The sequence below is a fragment of the Pedobacter sp. R20-19 genome (assembly GCF_000708265.2).
Taxonomy (GTDB): Bacteria; Bacteroidota; Bacteroidia; order Sphingobacteriales; family Sphingobacteriaceae; genus Pedobacter.
Map to the genome: position 1 here is coordinate 218,749 of NZ_JCKI01000003.1, position 20,732 is coordinate 239,480.

Here is a 20,732-nt window from a genome sequence, read left to right on the forward strand (position 1 = left end):
CTTAAACTTGTGTTAGAAATAAACGATAGTGTTTATCAAAGACGTTCTTATAGGATTGATATAGATATTTAATAACCTAACCTAAAGCTATATCTTAATTCAGGTTTCATTTGTGTGTTGAAAGCGGTCTTGTTTTTTAAAAGCGAGACCGCTTTTTTTGTGCCTAAAAATTATATTTTTGTATATGCCTCAGCAAGCCATCACCAAGCACATCGAAGCCCTTATTTTTTCATCTATCCAAAGTATTAGTGTTCAGGAAATGTTACTTGCATTAAATATATTATTTGAAGAGGAATACACAGAAGAACATATTTTTGAAAGTTTAGCCACCATTAAAGAGAAATATAGCAGAGATGAATTTGCCATTGAATTGGTGAATTTAAATAATGGCTATCAGTTTCTAACCAAAAAAGAATTTCATGAAACGGTGAATCAACTTCAGTTACACCGATCTAAGAAAAAGTTAAGTCAGGCTGCAATGGAAACATTAGCCATAATTGCTTATAGGCAGCCAATTACAAAGTTAGAAATTGAACAAATAAGAGGTGTTAACTCCGATTATTCTGTACAGCGTTTGCTAGAAAAAGAACTTATCAGCATGGATGGTAAGGCCGAAACGCCTGGCCGCCCCATTCTTTACCGTACCAGCCCTTTATTTATGGATTACTTTGGTTTAAACCATTTGAATCAACTTCCACAGTTAAAAGATCTCAACAAAGAAGAAAATACCATCGGAGAAAATGAGGCATAAAATAATTTAATTTCTTTGCTTACAGATTGTTATTAAAAAAGTTTTTTTAGTATTTTTAAAGTATTAAATCAATCTTTATTTTTGTGTTATGAAAGCGCCAAAGAAACTCCCAACTAAACCAACCACCCCGAAACAGGTAGATGAAGACGATGATATGGAAGATGATGATATCCGAGCTATAAAAGCAAAATCTCAGGAAGAAGATGAAGATGATTTTGATGTTTCTTTAGATGACCTCGACAATTTTGATAACTTTGACGATGACGACGACGATTATTAATATTTAAAAAATGATATATTTGAAAAAGCATCCTGCCTATTGGTTGGATGCTTTTTTAATTTTAAAAACATTTCATACAAATTATACAGGTAAATAGTTCAGCCCTCAAAACAGATTTCTTAAGCGTTCCAAAAGTGCTTTATAAAAATGATAAGCATTGGATTTGTCCTTTAGACAGTGAAGTTGAAAATGTTTTTGATCCTAAAAAAAATAACTTTTTCAATCATGGAAAATGTACCAGATGGGTTTTAAAAGATGATGCCGGAAATTTGATTGGCCGAGTTGCAGCCTTTATTAATGATAAAAAGGCATTTCAATATGACCAGCCTACTGGTGGAATGGGCTTTTTTGAATCGATAGATGATGAACAGGCTGCATTTCTTTTATTTGATACCGCAAAAGCCTGGTTAATTGAAAATGGTATGAAAGCCATGGATGGTCCGATTAATTTTGGAGAAAATGATTCATTTTGGGGTTTACTGGTAGAGGGCTTTACTCCTCCCTCTTTCGGAATGAATTATAATTTTCCTTATTATAAAAAGTTTTTCGATGCGTACGGTTTTATCACTGAATATGAACAACTTACTAACCACATTAATTTAACCATTCCTTTTCCAGAGCGTTTCACTAAAATTGCCAACTGGGTTAGAAATAAGCCTGGCTATACTTTCGAATATTTTAGCAAGCAAAATGCAGAAAAATACATTAACGACTTAATGGAAATTTATAATGATGGCTGGCAAGATTTTGAAAGTTTTGTTCCTATTAAAAAGGAAACCTTACAAGAAAGCTTTAAAAGCATGGAACCCATCATGGATGAACACTTAATTCAATTTGCTTATTTTAATGGGGAACCAGCATCATTTGTAGTTTTAATACCTGATGCCAACCAAATGATTAAAGGCTTTAATGGTAAGCTGGGTATTATTGAAAAGTTAAAATTTGCTTATCGCCGCTGGGTTGGTGTTACAAGGATGCGTGCCATTGTGATGGGTACAAAACCTAAATTCCAAAAACATGGTTTAGAATCAGTTTTATTTATCCGATTGGGAGAATATGTGCTTCCAAAAAATCAATATAAAGAATTAGAATTGAGCTGGGTAGGTGATTTTAATGAACAGATGATTGCCATACATAAAGCTACTGGTGCAACCTTTGGTAAAAAGCACTTAACGATGAGGAAAGTATTTTAATAAGATATAAGAATAGAGGAAGAAGGAAAGCGTCATTGCGAAGCACGAAGCAATGAGGCATTTACATCCCTAACTTATCATAAAGATCAATAACCTTCTTACGAAGCTTATTGATCTCTTCATCTTTTTCTAAAAGATTCTTTTTTAAAGCGGTAATATCTTCTGAAGAATGCTCAACAGCATTTTCACCAAGAAGCTGAGTAACTGAAATGTTAAAAGTTTCAGCAATTTGAAGCAAACGAGATACATTTAAATCTGTTTGACCGGTTTCTATTTTACAAAAAGCAGGCGTAGAAATATTTAACAATTTTGCAGCATCAGCCTGGCTTAGACCAAGTGCTACCCTACGCTGTTTAATATTCTGACCAATTCTTTTCATTTTGTTAATTAGGTATGAGCTATCAGATTTGGGATTTAAAATTTGTGTCTCACATCTGATAGCTCATATCTCATTTCTTTAATGTCGCAGCCAATTCTGGCAAATCAAAGCCCGCATAATTACCCGAGCTCATCATCAATAAATTTGTATTCTTATAATTTAAACTTAGAAGATAAATTTTGAGTTTAGCAGCATCATTAAAAAACTTGAGTTTTTCATTTGCAAAGGCCAGTTGAACATCTTGTTCAGAAAATGGCTTCATTCTTTTTTGCTCAAAAGATTTCAAATCGATGAAAACAATTGCTTCATCCGCTTTATCCATCGCTCCTGCATATTCCTTTAGGAAATCTTTATTTAAACTACTAAAAGTATGTAGCTCAATACAGGCAACCAACTTCCTATCAATAAATTGTGCTTTTACGGCATCAATTGTAGCCTTAAGTTTTGATGGCGAATGTGCAAAATCTTTATATACATTTGTAGATTCATCAGCCGAAATTACTTCTAAACGTTTTGCCGCTCCGGTAAAAGAAGCTATTGCGCTATCAAAATCAACATGACTTATGTTCAACTCTTTACAAACCAGTTTTGCTGCATTTAAATTCATCAGGTTATGATCACCAAATATTTTTAAAGCCGTTTTCTCTGGCAATAAATAGGTAATTCCATTTTCAATTTCATGATCGGGAATGGCATAGCCTATCTTATTAACTTTTGCTTTAGATTGATCTACAATACTGTTCAAATCCTGATCAGCCTTGCAATAAATTAAAGTACCATTTTCTTCAATGGTATCGATAAATTTATCAAACTGCAGTGTATAATCAGCATATGTAGGGAAAACATTAATATGATCCCAGGCAATACCGCTTATTACAGCTACATTGGCTTTATAAAGATGAAACTTTGGTCTTCTATCAATCGGTGAAGATAAATATTCATCACCTTCAATAATCATAACCGGTGCTTCTTCAGTTACTTTCACCATCGTTTCAAAACCAGCCAATTGTGCACCAACCAAGTAATCGAAATCGCGTTTGTAATAATTAAGCACATGCAAAATCATACTGGTAATAGTCGTTTTACCATGACTGCCACCAATAACAACACGTAACTTATCTTTGCTCTGTTCGTAAATATATTCCGGGTAAGAGTAGATTTTGATGTTTAGTTCCTGGGCCTTTAACAACTCTGGGTTATCTATTCTTGCATGCATCCCCAAAATAACTGCATCTAAATCAGCTGTAATCCGATTTTCATCCCAGCCCATTTCAGCCGGAAGTAAACCATATCCATCTAAGCGAGATTTTGCAGGTTCAAAAATCACATCATCAGAACCTGTAATTTGATACCCCTTTTTATGTAAAGCAATGGCCAGATTGTGCATGGCACTACCACCAATTGCTATGAAATGTATACGCATATTAATTAATTACTGAATGAGGGAATTGGTGAATGATTGAATTAAGGAATTAGTGAATGATTGAATGGTAATGCATTGTAAACTAAAACATACTATCACTCATTCAAAATTCAATCCTTATTTCTTCTCGAACTGAGCAGCCACCCAATCGCCGTTTTGTTTATGATCAAGATACTTAATACCATATTTAGCACATTCTGCAGTAATCATGCTTAAATCAGGTTCCAGATAAAAGCCACTAAAGAAAATCTTGCCTTCAGCTTTCAACACTTCGGCATAGCGATGGATCTGATCAAGTAAAATATTTCTGTTGATATTTGCAAAAATAACATCGTAAGCTTCATCTGGAATTACTTCCTTACTGCCACAAAGAGCCTTGAGATTAATCACATGATTTAAAGTGGCGTTTTCAACTGTACTTTCATAACAAATATCATCGTAATCGATAGCCATTAAACTCTTAGCACCAAGCTTACCTGCTAGGATGGCTAAAATCCCTGTTCCACAGCCCATATCAAGGATATTTTTATCAAGTAAATCGGCAGAAAGAATATACTGCATCATCATAGTTGTGGTTTGATGATGACCCGTACCAAAAGCCATTTTCGGATCAATGATAATCTCGTAAGGATAGGATGGTTTAGGCTCATGAAAGGTTGCCCGTACATAGCAAACATCATCAATAATCAGCGGGCTAAAGTTTTTTTCCCATTCAGCATTCCAGTTTTCGTCTGCTACCTCTTCCAATATATAGGTTGAAGAAAAGTCATCAGCATAACTGCTTAAAAGGTTTTTGAGTTCCTGCTCATTAAAATTATCTTTAATAACGAAAGCCGTAAAGCCCTCATCACTATCTTCAAAAGTATCAAAACCTAAATCAGCAAGATCACTGATGAGTAGATCTTGCTGAAATTCTTCAATATTATTGAATTTAAATATTGCCTTTGTATACTGCATCTAGCTATTTAATGCTTTAATAATATCTGTGAAATCGCGTGATTTTAATGAAGCGCCACCAATTAATCCGCCATCAATATCTTTTTGTGAAAATAAGCTCGCCGCATTACCAGGATTACAGCTTCCTCCGTAAAGGATCGTAGTATCATCAGCAATGTTAAAACCATAATTAGCCTCAATTTCCGAACGAATAAAAGCGTGAATATCCTGTGCTTGTTCCGGTGAAGCGGTTAAACCTGTACCAATTGCCCAAACAGGTTCGTAAGCAATTACAATTTTAGCAAAATCTGCATCACTTAAACTGAATACACCTTCAACTAACTGTTTTTTCAATACCTCATAATAACTTCCGTTATTGCGTTCATCTAAAGTTTCGCCAATACAAAAAATTGGTGTTAAGCCATTTGCCAAAGCAATTTTGGTTTTATCAGCCAATAATGCATCACTTTCAGCAAAGTACTGTCTGCGCTCTGAATGGCCTAAAATTACATATTCCGCACCTACAGATTTTACCATCTTAGCAGAAGTTTCGCCAGTATAAGCGCCACCTTCTTTATCGCTAATGTTTTGAGCACCAATTTTTACATCATTTCCACCCAATTTAGCAAGGCTATTTAAATGAATAAAAGGTGAGCAAATAATCGCTATCTGATTGCCTTTACGCTCATCTTTAACCATATTTACAATTTCACTAAATAACGAAACACCTTCGTTATAGTCTAAATTCATTTTCCAGTTACCGGCTACTATTTGTTTTCTCATTGTATTTATTTTATTGGTTTAAAGATCTTAAACAGCAAGATCATGTTTATATTAATAGTTTCTATATGATGAAGTTAATTCAAAAACCTTTGTCAAAATATTTTTATCTACCTGATCAAAAGGTAATGTCTTCCTTGCCAACACCTTCTCTGCCGTTTCGAACATTTTATTTAATTGATAGGTTTCGAAGCAATTGCCACCACCCCAGCTAAAGTCGGGAATATGGTTTGGGGGAAGGCCTGCGCCAAAAACATTTGCACTAACACCAACTATACTCCCGGTATTAAACATGGTATTGATACCACATTTAGAATGGTCGGCCATGATTAAACCACAAAATTGCAGTTGAGTATTTCGCATTGCCTTACTTTCATAATCATAAAGCTTTACTTCTGCATAGTTATTTTTGAGATTAGAATTATTTGTATCTGCGCCAATATTGCACCATTCGCCCAAAACAGAATTCCCTAAATAGCCTTCATGTCCTTTGGCAGAATTTCCCCAAATAACCGAATTATTAATTTCACCTCCTGCGCGGCTATTTGGTCCGATGGTGGTACCAGAATAAATCTTAGCACCCATTTTAATTGATGAATACTCACAGAGGGCAAAAGATCCACGAATTAAACTACCTTCCCAAATTTCGGCATTTTTACCTACATAGATGGGGCCATAGCTACTGTTTAGCACACTACATTCGGCTTGTGCGCCTTCTTCAAAAAAGATATCATGACCAATGAGTTGATTGGTACTGCTAATTTTGGCCGAGCTCCGCCCTTTGGTTAACAATTCAAAATCTTTTCTAATTTCCGAAGGATTGTTTCCGAAAATTTCTTCAGGGTAAGTGATCTTAACGAATTTTAAATTATAATTTATTGGCTTTAGCAATTGTTTAGCTTGCAAATCGGTGAGTACTTCTTCGCAATTAAAAGCCAGAACATGATCACCAGACAGCAGCACTTCGCCTTTTTTTAAAGCAGAAACTGCATTCAGCAAATCATTATCCGGACACACCGAACCATTAATAGATAAACTGTCGTTCGTTTTCGACGGATATTTTAGGGCAAGATAATCCTGAGTGTAAAATCCAAAATCTGCTTTAAGGTATTTTGCCCATTTTTCTGCAATGGTTAGAATACCAATGCGCAGATCAGCAACAGGGCGGGTAAAAGTAAGCGGACGAAGAGACATCCAGCTTGCATCATCAAATAAATTGATTGTCATAAGCAGCAAAAATAAAAAAAGTCCCGATGCTTTTGGCAAAGGGACTTTAAAAAATGCTTTTTGTGGCTAAAATTATTTCTTAGCGTAACGGTTTTTGAATTTATCGATACGTCCTGCTGTATCAACCAATTTCATTTTACCAGTATAAAAAGGGTGTGAAGTATGAGAAATCTCTAATTTATAAAGTGGATACTCATTACCATCTTCCCATTGAATTGTTTCTTTAGTATCTACGCAAGATTTTGTTAAGAAAGCATATTCGTTAGACATATCTTTAAAAACAACTGGTCTGTAGCTTGTTGGGTGCAAATCTTTTTTCATTTGAATATTATTTTAAGTTATTTGTGTGAAAGCATCAAGAACATTTTTGCAATTTGCTGGCAACAACGCTTATGACAATTTCTATTAATCTTTCTACTTCTATTTTAGAGGATGCAAATATCTTAATTTTATTTTTGATATACAAGCCTAAATTAATAATTTTAAATTATATGCTTTTTAGCTGCAATTAAATTAATGGCCTGATCTTAACTTACTAAAAGCTTTTTAATTATCGAGGAATTTGTCTTCAAATTTAAACTTTTTAGAAATTATATTGTTTTTCAGATATTTAAAAAAAAATAACTAAATTTGAGTTATGAGAAAAGATGGCACATTTGATGGCATTATCCACTCGAACAGCAGTGGAAAGCTTTATATTAAAAGTCCTGATTTTTTTGCACAGCCACGTATTAAGGAGATGGTTGGTGCATTAATGGAATCTAGTATTTTTAAAAAAATAGAAAAAGATAAAAATAAGAAATAACCTTTAGATGCCTTTTAACCTGCTTTTGTTTCCTCTTGTGGGTGGCTATTATATTCTAATCAGGTTTAGATATCTCCGGTATATCCAATATCGGCTAGAAAGTCAGCGGGTATTATTAAATTCTGCTATTGCTGGCATTGTGCTATTGGCTGCATGTTTTCTGTTAAGAACCCTATTAATCGCAATTTTTCCTGAAACAGTTGCTTATTTAAGTGAATTGCTTCCTATTCGCTCACCATATTTCGGCACCACCAGCATGTCATTATTTGTTGCTGTAGGTGCAACTGAATTTGCCAACCTTTTTATTAACCGACTTGATGCCATCAAAAAGGCTATATTTACTTCTGGTAATGAGTTTGAACTTTTATTAAGTTCATCCTTTTTCGATGCACACCTTTTACAGTTTACCATGGATAGTGGTAAATTTTACATTGGCTGGGTGAAAGAATTGCCGAAACCCTTTACCACTAGTTATATCCGCATTACGCCTGCTTTTAGTGGATTCAGAAATAATGATAAGGAACTGGTTTTTACTACGCAGTATTTAACCGTTTACGCCAGCTATATTGAAGATGGATCTGTTGCCAATACGAATGAACTGAAAACTGATCTTGTACTTAAGGCCGATAAGATTAACTCCGTTTCATTTTTTGATATGGATATGTATAACCGGTTTAATCCGGTACAGGAATAAATTTCAGTTAATCTCTTTTAGGACTGTATTTATTCCACGTTTCTACTTTAGCCATCTGGCGAGTAATGTAAGCATCAGCAATCACTTCTGCAGAACTTAAACCCCCTACCGTTTCCAACAATTCTTTTAATTTATACTGATCTACATCGGCCTTATATAAAATCTGAATTAGCTTCGCAAAATCGTTATCGATTAAATAAGCAAAAGCATCAACCATCGCTTGCCTCAACTGGCTTTCGGAAAGGTGATCTGGTATATCGAAATCTTTGCTGATGATTTTGATTAATTGCATAAACAGTTTTAATACGTATTTGAAATATGTGGAGGTTATTTGAAGATAATGGATTTTTAAATCCATTTAATTTCCTGACAAAGTTCTATTAAAACTCCATTTGTATTTTTAGGATGTACAAAGCAAACCATTTTATTATCAGCACCTTTTTTAGGCACATCATTAAGTAGCACAAAACCAGAAGCTTTTAAACGTTCCATCTCTTTCAGGATATCATCCACTGCAAAGGCGATATGATGAATCCCCTCTCCTTTTTTTTCCAGGAATTTAGCAATTGCGCTATCATCATCTGTAGCTTCGAGTAATTCTACTTTACTTTCGCCCGTTTTAAAAAATGCAGTATTTACATATTCTGATGCTACAGTTTCGGTTTTATAGCAAGAGGTATCTAATAAAATTTCGTAAAGAGGCACAGACTTAGAGAGACTGTTTACGGCTATACCGACATGTTCTATCTTGTTCATCGTTTAAAAGGTTGGTTGAATGTAAAAATGCAGGTTTTCTCTATAACCTCATAGCTATTATTGATAATTCTTAGGAAAGTTTTTTTGTATCTTTGTAATCATAATTAACAGAATAGAGATGAAACAGCCGATATATTTAGATAATAACGCAACAACACCTTTAGATCCAAGAGTGTTGGAAGCGATGCTACCTTACTTTACTGAGAAATTTGGAAATGCCGCTAGCCGTAATCACGCTTTTGGTTGGGTGGCCGAAGAAGGAGTAGATTATGCTCGTGAGCAGGTAGCCAAGTTAATCGGCTGTACCGAAAAAGAAGTTATTTTTACATCAGGCGCAACCGAAGCTGATAACCTGGCGATTAAGGGTGTGTTTGAAATGTATAAAGAAAAAGGTAACCACATCATTACTGCGGTTACTGAACATAAAGCCGTACTAGATACTTGCAAACACCTGGAAAAAAATGGTGCAAGAGTAACTTATTTAGGTGTGAAGGAAGATGGTTTAATTGACTTAGCTCAGTTAGAAGCCGCTATGACTCCTGAAACGATCTTGGTTTCGATCATGTATGGTAATAACGAAATTGGTGTTATCCAGCCGGTTAAAGAAATTTCTGCCATTGCCCATAAGTTTGGTGCTTTGTTTATGACAGATGCTACACAGGCAGTTGGTAAAATTCCGGTTGATGTAAATGCAGATGGAATTGATTTAATGGCTTTCTCTGCTCATAAAATGTACGGCCCTAAAGGCGTTGGTGCACTTTACGTACGCAGGAAAAACCCTAGAGTTAAAGTTACATCACAAATGGATGGTGGTGGCCATGAGCGTGGCATGCGTTCTGGTACTTTAAACGTTCCAGGTATTGTAGGTTTAGGTAAAGCTTGTGAACTTTGCCGATTAGAAATGGAAAGCGAAGCCATTCGTTTGTCTGGCTTACGTGATCGTTTAGAGTCTACTTTAAATAAAATGGAAGAAAGTTACGTGAATGGTAATACACAACACCGTCTACCACATGTAGCGAATATTTCTTTCAAATATGTAGAAGGTGAAGGCTTAATGATGGCGATGAGTGATTTAGCTGTATCTTCAGGTTCAGCTTGTACATCTGCATCTTTAGAACCATCGTATGTATTAAAGAGTTTAGGTTTATCAGATGATTTGGCACACTCTTCTATCCGTTACGGATTAGGACGCTTTACCACTGAAGAAGAAATAGATCAGGCCATTGCAGTTACTGAAAAAGCAGTAAACCACTTAAGAGAACTTTCTCCACTTTGGGAAATGTTTAAAGAAGGAATTGACTTGAGTAAAATTGAGTGGGCAGAACATTAAGTAGAATTACGATTGTAGATTGACGAATTGCGATTCTTAAATCTTAATAAAAGAAAAAATAAAATTTAATAATTTACGACGGAAGGAAATCTAAAATCGTAAATCTAAAATCTAAAATATCATGGCATATTCAGAAAAAGTAATTGACCATTACAATAACCCACGTAACGTAGGTACATTAAATAAAGATAGTAAATTTGTTGGAACAGGTTTAGTTGGTGCACCTGAGTGTGGCGACGTAATGCGTTTACAAATTGAGGTAAGTGAAGATAACGTAATTACAGATGCTAAATTTAAAACATTTGGCTGTGGTTCAGCAATCGCATCTTCTTCTTTAGCTACTGAATGGTTAAAAGGCAAAACAATTGATGAGGCTTTATCTATCGATAATATGGATATTGTTGAAGAATTGGCTTTACCTCCGGTAAAAATCCACTGCTCAGTATTGGCGGAAGATGCAATTAAATCTGCCATTAACGATTATCGTGTTAAAAATGGTTTAGAGGCTATTGTATTGGAAAAATCGCACCACTAATACTAGTAGCATGTATAAAGTATCAAGATTATAACTTTTAATCTTGATACTTTATACTCAAATCTTGATACTAAATACTCAACACCATGATCACTATAACCGATAAAGCAAAAGACAAAATTGATCACCTTATGCAGGATTCTGAAATGGGATCTGATTACTTTTTACGTGTATCTGTAAAAGGTGGTGGCTGTTCTGGCTTATCGTATAATCTGGATTTCGATAACGAAGAACAAAAAGGCGATCAGTATTTCGAAGATAAAGGAATTAAAATTGCATTGGATATGAAGTCATTTCTTTATCTGGCCGGAACTGAATTAGATTTCACAGATGGTTTAAATGGAAAAGGTTTTAACTTTGTTAATCCTAACGCCAGCCGCACTTGTGGTTGTGGCGAAAGTTTTTCAGTTTAATTAATAAACTATATCTACAAAAAAGATTCCATCCATGGGATCTTTTTTGCGTTTATATCCTTCCAAAAAATTGTTCTGACAGCATTAGCCTTGCCAAAATCCCTAAATTATTGAGCTGATTTGCGTTTTTAAACCAAAAAGCATTATTATTGTTAATTATAACAAACACCAAATAACGAGCAATGCCATTAATTAATGAATTTTCAACAGTCCCTACCCTGTTGAGAAATGTTGTAAAAAACATTCATAAACCTGCAGATACTTTTTTAATTCATAAACGGGGAAGCGAATGGGTTGAAATATCCTATGAGGATACGCTCAAAAGAGCTGATGCCGTATCTGCATACTTTTTAGGAAAAGGTATAAAAAAAGGCGATTGCTTAGGTTTGATGATTGAAAATTCGCCTGAGTATGTTTATTACGATCAAGGGATTCAGCAAATAGGAGTTATTAATGTTTCTATTTACCCAACGCTTTCTGAACAGGAAGTGGCATACATTATTAATGATTCGGGAATAAAAGGCATCCTGGTAGGTAATAACTTTTTATATCGAAAAGTATTAAAGGTTGCCGCTAACTGTAAAGCATTAAAATATATAATCCCGGCTTTTAAAGATTTCGAAAAAGTAACCATTCCAGCTGATGTAAATGTTGAGGTTATTGCATTTTCAGACATTCTTGCACTTAAACATCAGGTTACCGCAGCAGAAAAAGCTGAAATTGAGCAATGTAGAAATTTAGTCGAGCCGAATGATGTTTCTTCACTTATTTATACATCCGGTACGACGGGAACACCAAAAGGTGTAATGCTTACCCATTACAATTTTGTAAAGAATGTAGAAGTTTGTTTGCAACAAATTCCAGTAATCGATCAAACAGAAACTTTCCTTTCCTTTCTTCCTTTATCTCACGTATTCGAGCGTACCGCAACCTATCATGTTTGTTGCGCACAAGGCTGTAAAATTGCATTTGCACAAAGCTTAGAGTTGTTGGCGAAAAACATGGGTGAGGTTCGCCCGACTGTAATGAGTTGTGTACCCAGGCTATTGGAACGCATCCATGATAAGGCCATCAAATCAGGAACTGCCGCAGGTGGTACAAAAGCTAAAATATTTACCTGGGCATTGGAGACTGGAAAAAACTATCGGGTAATTAAAGAAGCCGGAAATAGCCCTGGCTTAATCCTTTCTGGGAAAAAAGCCATTGCAGAAAAATTAGTATTTAGTAAAATAAAAGAGAAAACCGGCGGTCGCTTAAAGTTTATGATTTCTGGTGGTGCAGCATTGCCCAAGAATGTAGGTGAGTTTTTTGGAGATTTAGGTATCAAAATTTTAGAAGGATTCGGTTTAACGGAAACTTCACCAGTGATGTCGGTTACGGAGTATCACCGACAGGTTTATGGTACTGTTGGCCGTGTGATCCCAGGAATTGAAGTAGGTGTTCAAGATGTGGAAACTAAAGAAATCATTAATATCCAAACACACGATACTTTTAATGAAGCATTTGAATGTGAAGAGGGAGAGGTGATTGTTCGTGGACATTGTGTGATGAAAGGTTATTTTAACAAACCTGCTGAAACCGCCGAAGCTATTGATAAAGACATGTGGTTTCATACCGGGGATATTGGCCGTTTTTATAAAGGGAATCTTCAAATTACCGATCGTTTAAAAAATATGATTGTTAATGCGTATGGAAAAAACGTTTACCCTACTCCTGTTGAAAATATCTACTTAAAGAGTCCAAAAATTGATCAGCTATTTTTAATTGGAGATAAACGCGAATTCATCACAGCGATCATTATTCCCAACACAGAAACACTAGAAGAAACATTTAAATTAAAGCCTGAGTTTTTTGAACAACCAGAGGCTTTTATTAGTGAAAAAGAAATTATTGATTGGATGGAGTTGGATATCAAAAAAATCTCCAATGAGTTGGCAAAATTTGAGCGAATAAAAAACTTTAAAATTAAACGCAATCCATTTAATATAGATGAAGGCGAAATTACGCCAACCATGAAAGTTAAACGCAGAGTGGTAGAAAAGAAATATACCGACGCTATTAATGAAATGTACGAAGAAGGTATTGAGGTTGAGTCATAAAAAATCTGAATTTGATATCTTTCCCTTATTTGAATTTTCTTTTTATTAAAATTAAACAGTCATCTTGCCTGTATTTAAAATATAAATAAGATTCCTATCAAAAATAATTACAGGATTTAATTCATTGGCATACTTAGAAATACAGCCCCACCTGGCACTGCAGCCTTATATCGATGCCTATTGGATTTCTGAAATGACTGGCAGTGCACCTAACAAAACCAAAATACTACCTGATGGCTGTGTAGACATTATCTTTAACATTGAGGATGATTATCGTAACGAAGCAGGCACCATATTGATGAAAAGCGAAGCCATTTACCTTATTGGTACAATGATGTGCTTTAAAGAATATAAAACGATTGGTAACGCCAAACTATTGGGCGTTCGGTTTAAACCCGGAGCATTTTCTTATTTTTTTAAATTTTCATCATTACATGAATTTACAGATCAAAGCATTGAGATTAAAGATATTGAACTCCCTGTAATTCATCATATCAACGAATATACATCAGCTTATCTTGATCGCTTTTTTATTCATAAATTATCTCCGCCTAAATATTCGATTATCCCGATGATTAAGGATATACAGGAACAAAATGGCCAATTAAAAGTAAGTAATCTCGCTAAGAAACACTTTACCACTCCGAGGCAATTAGAAAGATATTTTAAAAATTCGGTTGGTGTAAGTCCAAAAGACTTTATCGGCCTTGTACGCTATCAGTTTGCCAGTAAGAAAATAAAAAACAATACTTCAGGCAAATGTTTAGCCGAACTCGCATTCGAATCTGGTTACTATGATCATGCCCACTTTACAAAAGAAATAAAAAGATTTACCGGATCAGTTCCTTCACAGCTTTAGATTTTGTCGTGTTTTTACAAAGTCAAGTCTTGGTATACGCAGTATATTTGAAGAAATATAAATCAAAATCATGGTGAAATTTAGCTATACAATACTCTACGTAGAAAATGTATCCGAATCAATTGAATTTTATGAAAAGGCATTTGGTTTTAAAAGGAAATTTATTACCCCAGAAAATAATTATGGAGAACTAATAAGTGGTGATACGACCATTTCATTTGCTGATTTGCAACTTGCCAGCTCAAACCTTTCAAATGGTTTTAAGGTAAGTGTAAAAGGCGAAACACCTTTTGGTATAGAACTGGGGTTCACAACAGAAAATGTAGAACTAGTTTTTAATCATGCAGTGAAAATGGGTGCCCTTCCCTTAGAAAAAATAAAAGTAAAACCTTGGGGGCAGGCAGTAGCTTATGTACAGGATATTAATGGATTTCTAATTGAAATCTGCTCTCCTATGCCTTAATGAGTAGTCTCACAAAATAAGAAATAATGTGAAAGAAACTGTTTGTCAAAAGCTTAAAATAAGGAGGGGTGAACCACTACCCCTCCACTATAAATCAACTAATTAACCTAACAATCTGATCAAAAATAGAGATCAAAATTGATTATTCCAAATAAATGCAACAAAATTGCTTTTAAAAAATTTATTAAACTTTGCATTTAAGCTTAATGCCTTATCTTTTTATTATAAACACTGCTAATTACCAGATAAGTATATAGAAAAAATTTGAATCTTATTTATTCATGAGTGGTATTTTCTTGAAAATTCACAACGCTAATCTTCTTTACATTTTTCTGTTCTAAAGCCTTTCCTGTATAAGTAGGTTTATTGGAGCCCCAAATTACTTCGCTGTTATTTAAGCTGATGTTACCTGTGTTTTCAAAATAAAAACCTGCAATATCACTTTTTACTAACCCCTCTACATTGCTTGGCCTGCGGTCGTAAATGCCACCAGCTTCTTGAGTGGTTTTATTTAACTTAACGCTTACCTGATCGAAATGAACATTGGAAACTTTATCCTGACTTTCAGCACTGATGTAAACACCACTTTCTCCCATACAGCGAATATTACTAAAATAAATATCACTTACTGCACCAACCTTTCCCTTTGTTTGGCCCTTAGGTAAACGCCAGCCAGCATCCTTATTATTTGCAGTTGCCCTTGGGTAGGCCGTAATATAAATAGGCTCGGATTTTCCCCACCATACATCTGAAAAAAGCTTCGATTCGATAACCAGATTTGAAAAAATAACGTCACTTACCGTTCCTTCATCTCTGTTTTGGATTCCGATTCCACGATTACTATTTACAATGTTGCAGTTATTGATTAAAACTTTACTGATCCGATCCATATTTTCAGAACCAATTTTAATGGCACAAGAACTTGAAGTCATCGTACAATTGCTAATCACAATGTTTTCACAGGCACCGTATTCTTCAAACTCACGGCGATTTTTAAGACAAATGCAGTCATCCCCCGACTCAATATAACAATTTGTGATTCTTACGTTTTTACTATGATCGAGGTCTATTCCATCGCTATTTCGTATTTTGATGCTATTTAATAAAGTGATGTTGGAAATGGAAACATCGTTACAACCAATGAGATGAACTGTCCAGTAGGCTGAATTTTGAAAGGTAACGCCATCAATGTTTAGCTTTTTACAATCAGTAAGGGTAAGCAGATGAGGCCTCGGGTCTACGATTTCAAAAGGTTTTAACACATATGAATCAAAAATTTCTTCTCCCATAAATGAAATTCCATTACCATCCAGAATCCCTGTTCCGGTAATACTTACCTGTTCTAGTTTTTCGCCACCAATCCAAATGGTTCCTTCACCTTTATTTTCCCTAAATGCACTTTTGGTGTATAGCTTCTCATCCGGACTGGCTAAAATTTTTGCTCCACCTTCGATTCTCAGTTCAACAAAAGACTTTAAATCAAACGGGCCACTCAGAAACACATAACCTGCTGGCACCAACACTTGTCCACCGCCTGCAGCAGAACAGGCATCAATGGCCTTTTGAATGGCTTTAGCATCATTGGTTTTCCCATCTCCGGCTGCACCGAATTTTTTTATATTATACTTTTGTTGTGCAACGGCATGAATAGAGAACAGTAGCACAAAAACAATCAGGATCTTGAATTTCATTATATGTTGATTTATCTTTTTATAGTTAGAATTGATTTCGAAAATTTTGAATTCCTTACCAGAATAATGTGTATAAGGCAGCCAAAATCCCGCATATGATTACGGAAGCCACGGTAAAAGCTGGCGTAACTTTGAACATACTGCGATCAATTTCAAGACCTTGTGAATTATTTTTACTCTTGGGATCAGTTAAGGTGACTAAAATCATCAATATCATAATGATGACAAATACCCATGACATTCGATTTAAAAAAGGAATCGGTGCAATCCATCCATTGGTTAATACTGGCAGAAATTTAAATAGCATTGATAGTGGAATGGTTAATAATGCAGCAGTGAGTGCAGCACGAGATGTCGTTTTTTTCCAGAAAAATCCCAGCAAGAAAATGGCAAAAATCCCTGGAGAAATAAAGCCTACGTACTCCTGAATAAATTGGTAAACCTGATCAAAACTACGCAGTGCAGGTGCCACCACTATGGCAATCAAAGAAGCAACTATCACAGACCATCGTCCTACGGCAACCAATCTTCTTTCAGATGCTCCCGGTTTAATATACTTTTTATAAATATCCAATGTAAAAATAGTGGCAATACTATTTGATTTTCCGGCAAGTGAAGCTACAATTGCAGCGGTAAGGGCTGCAAAAGCCAAGCCTTTTATACCTACGGGCAATAAATTCATCAGTACAGGATAAGCATGATCAGGTTTTACCACGCCGCTGGCATCAAGCATTTCCTGTTGAAAATAACCACGTTGATAAAGTACAAATGCCGAAATACCTGGAATTACCACAATAACAGGAATTAATAATTTTAAAAATGCGGCAAAAATTAGCCCACTCCTACCCGTTTTTAAATCAGCTCCCAATGCTCTTTGAACAATATATTGATTACAACCCCAATAGTTTAGGTTATTAATCCAAAGGCCACCCACCAGTACTGCAATTCCTGGGAGTTCATTATAAAATTGATCACCTTTTGAAAAAATCATATGGAAGTGATCTGAGGCTTCACTTTTTAATAATGGAAGCGCAGCCATCACAGTTTGCGTATCTAGTTTTTCGGCAACCAGTTTTAAAGCCATGTAACAGGTTATTAATCCGCCAGCCACCAGAACAATTACTTGAATCACATCAGTATATCCTATTACCTTCATTCCGCCAAGGGTAATAATGGCAGAAAAAATAGCCAGAAATATAATGCAAGTACCAAATGGGATTCCGGTGATGGTTTCGATGGCAATAGCACCAAGGAAAAAAATAGAGGTTAAATTTACAAAAACATAAACCAAAAGCCAGAAAACAGCCATTAGCGTACTTACTGTATTATTGTATCGTTGAGACAGAAACTGAGGCATGGTATAAATCTTATTCTTCAGGTAAATGGGAAGAAAAAACACCGCAACAATAATCAATGTTGCCGCAGCCATCCATTCGTAACTGGCTATGGCGAGCCCCATTGCAAAACCAGAGCCAGACATTCCTATAAAATGTTCAGCAGATATATTAGATGCTATAATGGATGCCCCGATGGCCCACCACGTTAATGAACCTTCTGCTAAAAAATAGTCTTTTGTATCGGTTTGCTTCTTTTTTTTACTTCGATAAACCCAATAGCCATAGGCAGATACAACAATGAAGTATATAAAAAATACGGCACAATCAAGCGCTGAAAGGTGGTTCATATAGGGGATTTATATATCTGGTTTTTTCTAAAAATCAGAAAAAAAATGATCTTAACTACGGAATACTTTTATTTAATTACGTAAACGTTTTCGGTATTCTGTCCGATGAATCAATTTGAATAATCACTAACACCCTGTAGACTCCCTTTTGATCAGGGTTGATTTAAGAATGATGTCCTGATCATCTCCATGACCTTTTTTGTTTAATATCTTAAACAGACAGGTAGCGGCTTCACGGCCAATTTCAAAAGCGGGTTGTGTTATTGTAGTTAATGATGGATTGAGAAGATGCGCTGTAGCCTGATTGGAAAAGCTTATGATTTTAATATCTTCCGGAATCTGGAACCGGAGTGCTTTGCAGGCGGTGTAAGCTGGAATTACAAACTCTTCTATGGATGAAAAAAGTGCATCCGGTTGATGACGACTTAGTAGATCACTGATTTGTTTTAAATTTTGTTCTTCATCCTCCACATATTTGATCACCAACTGATCATCTACAATTAATCCGTTATCATGCAAAGCATCCTCAAAGCCGGAAAACCTCGCTTTACCAGCAGGCAAATTTTCTAAGCCATATAAATAAGCGATTTTTTTACAGCCACACTCAATTAAATGAACAGTGGCATCATATGAAATTTCATAATCATCGGTGGCTACATTATAAGCATCCAAATCTTTATAAACCCGATCAAAAAACACCAATGGTACTTTCTTCACCAGATTTTTATAATAATCTAAATTATATTCACTGCTAGATACTGAAGTAAGAATCCCGTCTACCCGCCCATTGAGTAAACTATTGGTGAAAGACATTTCCATTTCAATATCCTCATGCGTTTGATAAATCAATACATGGTGACCATATTTTCTGGCAATTTCTTCAATACCTTTAATTGCCCTCGAAAAAAAATTGTTGGCCACAAAAGGAATAATCACAGCAATGGTTTTAGTCTTGTTACTTCTTAAATTACTGGCTGCCGGATTTGGCGTATAATTAAGCTGTTTAGCCAGATCCCAAACCCTGTTTTTAGTTTTTAAACTAATTTCATAGCTATCATTAAGTGCCTTAGAAACAGTTGCAATAGAAATATTGAGTTCTTGTGCTAATCGTTTAATATTAACCTCTCCAGACATTATTCGTTATTTATGTTTTGTTTGATTCTTATGGTTATGATAACAAATAGTTCTCCTTAACAAAGCATATAGAATTGATTAGTTAGGGTTATCCATTTGATTCGCTAAGAATGATAAATTCTTTTTGGTTTATCAAATTCCAGTTACGAAAATATAAAATAATTGTCATAATAATACCACAGCAGAAAGGGAGCATGCTTTATCAAAATACACTGACTATAAGCTAATTAATCTCCCACTATATCTTTAGTGGCATATTCATTAATATGCCTGGGTCAATGTTTACTGAATTTTACGTAATCGTTTAAGTAAATAAAAACGGTAAATCATAAAGTTTTAAGCATTCAAAAACTCAACTTTATGAAATCAAAAGATAATTTTTTTAACCAAATCATTTCTAATCTTATGAGAAACAAAAACATAGTTTCGAAGGATAATCACAATCCTTTGAAAAATCTTGATCAATGGGAAGAGGATTTATTAGTCCGTTATCCAGATCCAACCAGCATTAATGCAGATAAGAAAGAAGACCAGTTCAGGAACTATGAAGAAACTGAAAAAGATGGCGTAAAAGAATTTTACAGATTAAATCATACTTATCAAACTTATGATTTTGTTCAGCAGAAAAAAGCTGATTATTTAAAGTTTGATAAAGAAGAAATGCCGATCTGGAGTGCATTTGATTTCTTAAATAAACTGGTTGATGACTCTGACCCTGATACAGATTTAGATCAGATGCAGCACCTTTTACAAACTTCTGAAGCAATACGTAATGATGGTCACCCAGATTGGATGGTACTGGTTGGACTAATTCACGATATGGGCAAAGTGCTTTGCTTATATGGCGAGCCGCAATGGGCAGTGGTTGGTGATACCTTTCCGGTGGGATGTGCTTATTCAGATAAAATTGTGTATTCAGAATTTTTTAGTGCAAACCCTGATTTCCATAATCCCGTTTATCAAACCAAACTTGGTGTTTATAAGCAAAATTGCGGACTTGATCACGTGGATATGTCATGGGGGCATGATGAATACGTATACCACATGATGAAGCCTTATTTACCTGAATCTGGATTATATATGTTGCGTTATCATTCGTTTTATTCGCAACACCGGGAAAATGCATATGATCATTTGATGAGTGAAAAAGACCATGAAATGTTTAAGTGGGTAAGACTGTTCAATCCATATGATTTATATTCTAAAAATCCCAACCAAAAGAGTTGGGAAGAATTACAGCCTTACTACAAGGCATTGGTTGCTAAATACCTCCCTCCTACAATTAAATTTTAACTAACAA

Annotated in this window: 23 protein-coding genes; 12 read left to right on the plus strand and 11 right to left on the minus strand. The window is 35.1% G+C overall.

Translation table 11 applies throughout. From position 1 onward, the window contains the following. The first annotated feature begins 184 nt into the window (after positions 1 to 184). The 3 genes from scpB to AN34_RS08570 all read left to right on the plus strand — a co-directional run bounded on the left by scpB (position 185) and on the right by AN34_RS08570 (position 2,224). On the plus strand, positions 185 to 751 hold the full coding sequence (scpB, locus tag AN34_RS08560) for an SMC-Scp complex subunit ScpB (protein WP_029284304.1): 567 nt from the start codon (positions 185 to 187) through the stop codon (positions 749 to 751). An 88-nt stretch (positions 752 to 839) separates the two neighbouring features. Next, positions 840 to 1,031, plus strand: coding sequence for a hypothetical protein (locus AN34_RS08565; protein ID WP_029284306.1), 192 nt, complete (start codon positions 840 to 842; stop codon positions 1,029 to 1,031). Positions 1,032 to 1,105: 74 nt separating this feature from the next. Next, on the plus strand, positions 1,106 to 2,224 hold the full coding sequence (locus AN34_RS08570) for a hypothetical protein (protein WP_029284308.1): 1,119 nt from the start codon (positions 1,106 to 1,108) through the stop codon (positions 2,222 to 2,224). Between the two features lie 61 nt (positions 2,225 to 2,285). On the opposite strand, the gene AN34_RS08575 is transcribed toward AN34_RS08570, so the two are convergent. The 6 genes from AN34_RS08575 to AN34_RS08600 all read right to left on the minus strand — a co-directional run bounded on the left by AN34_RS08575 (position 2,286) and on the right by AN34_RS08600 (position 7,290). Further along, positions 2,286 to 2,603, minus strand: a complete 318-nt coding sequence (locus tag AN34_RS08575) for a helix-turn-helix domain-containing protein (protein WP_029284310.1) — start codon at positions 2,601 to 2,603, stop codon at positions 2,286 to 2,288. Positions 2,604 to 2,673: 70 nt separating this feature from the next. Beyond that, on the minus strand, positions 2,674 to 4,026 hold the full coding sequence (gene murC, locus AN34_RS08580; RefSeq protein WP_029284312.1) for a UDP-N-acetylmuramate--L-alanine ligase: 1,353 nt from the start codon (positions 4,024 to 4,026) through the stop codon (positions 2,674 to 2,676). Between the two features lie 117 nt (positions 4,027 to 4,143). Beyond that, a complete protein-coding gene (prmA, locus tag AN34_RS08585) occupies positions 4,144 to 4,983 on the minus strand; it encodes a 50S ribosomal protein L11 methyltransferase (protein ID WP_029284314.1) in 840 nt (279 codons plus the stop codon). Continuing rightward, positions 4,984 to 5,745, minus strand: coding sequence for a triose-phosphate isomerase (gene tpiA, locus AN34_RS08590; RefSeq protein WP_029284316.1), 762 nt, complete (start codon positions 5,743 to 5,745; stop codon positions 4,984 to 4,986). 51 nt (positions 5,746 to 5,796) lie between these two features. Beyond that, entirely contained in the window at positions 5,797 to 6,969 is a 1,173-nt protein-coding gene (locus AN34_RS08595) for a GlmU family protein (protein ID WP_029284318.1), read from the minus strand. 72 nt (positions 6,970 to 7,041) lie between these two features. After that, on the minus strand, positions 7,042 to 7,290 hold the full coding sequence (locus AN34_RS08600; RefSeq protein ID WP_029284320.1) for a type B 50S ribosomal protein L31: 249 nt from the start codon (positions 7,288 to 7,290) through the stop codon (positions 7,042 to 7,044). Between the two features lie 316 nt (positions 7,291 to 7,606). Here AN34_RS08600 and AN34_RS21580 point away from each other — a divergent pair, with 316 nt between their 5' ends. Continuing rightward, complete coding sequence (locus AN34_RS21580; RefSeq protein ID WP_157263259.1) at positions 7,607 to 7,774, plus strand: hypothetical protein; 168 nt, start codon at positions 7,607 to 7,609, stop codon at positions 7,772 to 7,774. Positions 7,775 to 7,781: 7 nt separating this feature from the next. Continuing rightward, positions 7,782 to 8,468, plus strand: coding sequence for a hypothetical protein (locus AN34_RS08605; RefSeq protein ID WP_029284322.1), 687 nt, complete (start codon positions 7,782 to 7,784; stop codon positions 8,466 to 8,468). Between the two features lie 7 nt (positions 8,469 to 8,475). Here AN34_RS08605 and AN34_RS08610 read toward each other — a convergent pair whose 3' ends face one another. Further along, a complete protein-coding gene (locus tag AN34_RS08610; protein ID WP_029284324.1) occupies positions 8,476 to 8,760 on the minus strand; it encodes a hypothetical protein in 285 nt (94 codons plus the stop codon). Between the two features lie 56 nt (positions 8,761 to 8,816). Beyond that, positions 8,817 to 9,224: a methylmalonyl-CoA epimerase gene (gene mce / locus AN34_RS08615; protein ID WP_029284325.1), complete on the minus strand. Its 408-nt coding sequence runs from the start codon at positions 9,222 to 9,224 to the stop codon at positions 8,817 to 8,819. A gap of 118 nt (positions 9,225 to 9,342) precedes the next feature. On the opposite strand from mce, the gene AN34_RS08620 reads away from it, so the two are divergent. From AN34_RS08620 to AN34_RS08645, 6 genes are all read left to right on the plus strand, one after another. Further along, positions 9,343 to 10,554: an IscS subfamily cysteine desulfurase gene (locus tag AN34_RS08620; RefSeq protein ID WP_029284327.1), complete on the plus strand. Its 1,212-nt coding sequence runs from the start codon at positions 9,343 to 9,345 to the stop codon at positions 10,552 to 10,554. Positions 10,555 to 10,675: 121 nt separating this feature from the next. After that, the gene (iscU, locus tag AN34_RS08625; protein ID WP_010602054.1) at positions 10,676 to 11,089 is read left to right on the plus strand and encodes a Fe-S cluster assembly scaffold IscU; all 414 of its coding nucleotides are present in this window, start codon (positions 10,676 to 10,678) and stop codon (positions 11,087 to 11,089) included. An 86-nt stretch (positions 11,090 to 11,175) separates the two neighbouring features. Then, complete coding sequence (locus tag AN34_RS08630; protein ID WP_029284329.1) at positions 11,176 to 11,502, plus strand: iron-sulfur cluster assembly accessory protein; 327 nt, start codon at positions 11,176 to 11,178, stop codon at positions 11,500 to 11,502. A gap of 182 nt (positions 11,503 to 11,684) precedes the next feature. Next, entirely contained in the window at positions 11,685 to 13,601 is a 1,917-nt protein-coding gene (locus AN34_RS08635) for a long-chain fatty acid--CoA ligase (protein ID WP_029284331.1), read from the plus strand. Between the two features lie 124 nt (positions 13,602 to 13,725). Next, positions 13,726 to 14,460, plus strand: coding sequence for a helix-turn-helix domain-containing protein (locus tag AN34_RS08640; RefSeq protein ID WP_029284333.1), 735 nt, complete (start codon positions 13,726 to 13,728; stop codon positions 14,458 to 14,460). Positions 14,461 to 14,530: 70 nt separating this feature from the next. Beyond that, complete coding sequence (locus AN34_RS08645; protein WP_029284335.1) at positions 14,531 to 14,923, plus strand: VOC family protein; 393 nt, start codon at positions 14,531 to 14,533, stop codon at positions 14,921 to 14,923. Between the two features lie 275 nt (positions 14,924 to 15,198). Here the strand turns inward: AN34_RS08645 and AN34_RS08650 are convergent, their stop codons facing one another. The 3 genes from AN34_RS08650 to AN34_RS08660 all read right to left on the minus strand — a co-directional run bounded on the left by AN34_RS08650 (position 15,199) and on the right by AN34_RS08660 (position 19,432). Continuing rightward, a complete protein-coding gene (locus tag AN34_RS08650; protein WP_029284338.1) occupies positions 15,199 to 16,614 on the minus strand; it encodes a glycoside hydrolase family 28 protein in 1,416 nt (471 codons plus the stop codon). A 55-nt stretch (positions 16,615 to 16,669) separates the two neighbouring features. Beyond that, entirely contained in the window at positions 16,670 to 18,298 is a 1,629-nt protein-coding gene (locus AN34_RS08655) for a sodium/sugar symporter (protein ID WP_029284340.1), read from the minus strand. Between the two features lie 126 nt (positions 18,299 to 18,424). Next, on the minus strand, positions 18,425 to 19,432 hold the full coding sequence (locus AN34_RS08660; RefSeq protein WP_029284342.1) for a LacI family DNA-binding transcriptional regulator: 1,008 nt from the start codon (positions 19,430 to 19,432) through the stop codon (positions 18,425 to 18,427). A 405-nt stretch (positions 19,433 to 19,837) separates the two neighbouring features. On the opposite strand from AN34_RS08660, the gene AN34_RS08665 reads away from it, so the two are divergent. Continuing rightward, on the plus strand, positions 19,838 to 20,725 hold the full coding sequence (locus AN34_RS08665; protein WP_029284344.1) for an inositol oxygenase family protein: 888 nt from the start codon (positions 19,838 to 19,840) through the stop codon (positions 20,723 to 20,725). Positions 20,726 to 20,732: the final 7 nt, after the last annotated feature.

Bases quoted from the DNA above. Each gene is read 5' to 3' on its own strand.
- scpB (WP_029284304.1), top strand. From the start codon at position 185: ATGCCTCAGCAAGCCATCACCAAGCACATCGAAGCCCTTATTTTTTCA.
- AN34_RS08565 (WP_029284306.1), top strand. From the start codon at position 840: ATGAAAGCGCCAAAGAAACTCCCAACTAAACCAACCACCCCGAAACAG.
- AN34_RS08575 (WP_029284310.1), bottom strand. From the start codon at position 2,603: ATGAAAAGAATTGGTCAGAATATTAAACAGCGTAGGGTAGCACTTGGT.
- murC (WP_029284312.1), bottom strand. From the start codon at position 4,026: ATGCGTATACATTTCATAGCAATTGGTGGTAGTGCCATGCACAATCTG.
- prmA (WP_029284314.1), bottom strand. From the start codon at position 4,983: ATGCAGTATACAAAGGCAATATTTAAATTCAATAATATTGAAGAATTT.
- tpiA (WP_029284316.1), bottom strand. From the start codon at position 5,745: ATGAGAAAACAAATAGTAGCCGGTAACTGGAAAATGAATTTAGACTAT.
- AN34_RS08595 (WP_029284318.1), bottom strand. From the start codon at position 6,969: ATGACAATCAATTTATTTGATGATGCAAGCTGGATGTCTCTTCGTCCG.
- AN34_RS08600 (WP_029284320.1), bottom strand. From the start codon at position 7,290: ATGAAAAAAGATTTGCACCCAACAAGCTACAGACCAGTTGTTTTTAAA.
- AN34_RS21580 (WP_157263259.1), top strand. From the start codon at position 7,607: ATGAGAAAAGATGGCACATTTGATGGCATTATCCACTCGAACAGCAGT.
- AN34_RS08605 (WP_029284322.1), top strand. From the start codon at position 7,782: ATGCCTTTTAACCTGCTTTTGTTTCCTCTTGTGGGTGGCTATTATATT.
- AN34_RS08610 (WP_029284324.1), bottom strand. From the start codon at position 8,760: ATGCAATTAATCAAAATCATCAGCAAAGATTTCGATATACCAGATCAC.
- mce (WP_029284325.1), bottom strand. From the start codon at position 9,224: ATGAACAAGATAGAACATGTCGGTATAGCCGTAAACAGTCTCTCTAAG.
- AN34_RS08620 (WP_029284327.1), top strand. From the start codon at position 9,343: ATGAAACAGCCGATATATTTAGATAATAACGCAACAACACCTTTAGAT.
- iscU (WP_010602054.1), top strand. From the start codon at position 10,676: ATGGCATATTCAGAAAAAGTAATTGACCATTACAATAACCCACGTAAC.
- AN34_RS08630 (WP_029284329.1), top strand. From the start codon at position 11,176: ATGATCACTATAACCGATAAAGCAAAAGACAAAATTGATCACCTTATG.
- AN34_RS08635 (WP_029284331.1), top strand. From the start codon at position 11,685: ATGCCATTAATTAATGAATTTTCAACAGTCCCTACCCTGTTGAGAAAT.
- AN34_RS08645 (WP_029284335.1), top strand. From the start codon at position 14,531: ATGGTGAAATTTAGCTATACAATACTCTACGTAGAAAATGTATCCGAA.
- AN34_RS08650 (WP_029284338.1), bottom strand. From the start codon at position 16,614: ATGAAATTCAAGATCCTGATTGTTTTTGTGCTACTGTTCTCTATTCAT.
- AN34_RS08655 (WP_029284340.1), bottom strand. From the start codon at position 18,298: ATGAACCACCTTTCAGCGCTTGATTGTGCCGTATTTTTTATATACTTC.
- AN34_RS08660 (WP_029284342.1), bottom strand. From the start codon at position 19,432: ATGTCTGGAGAGGTTAATATTAAACGATTAGCACAAGAACTCAATATT.
- AN34_RS08665 (WP_029284344.1), top strand. From the start codon at position 19,838: ATGAGAAACAAAAACATAGTTTCGAAGGATAATCACAATCCTTTGAAA.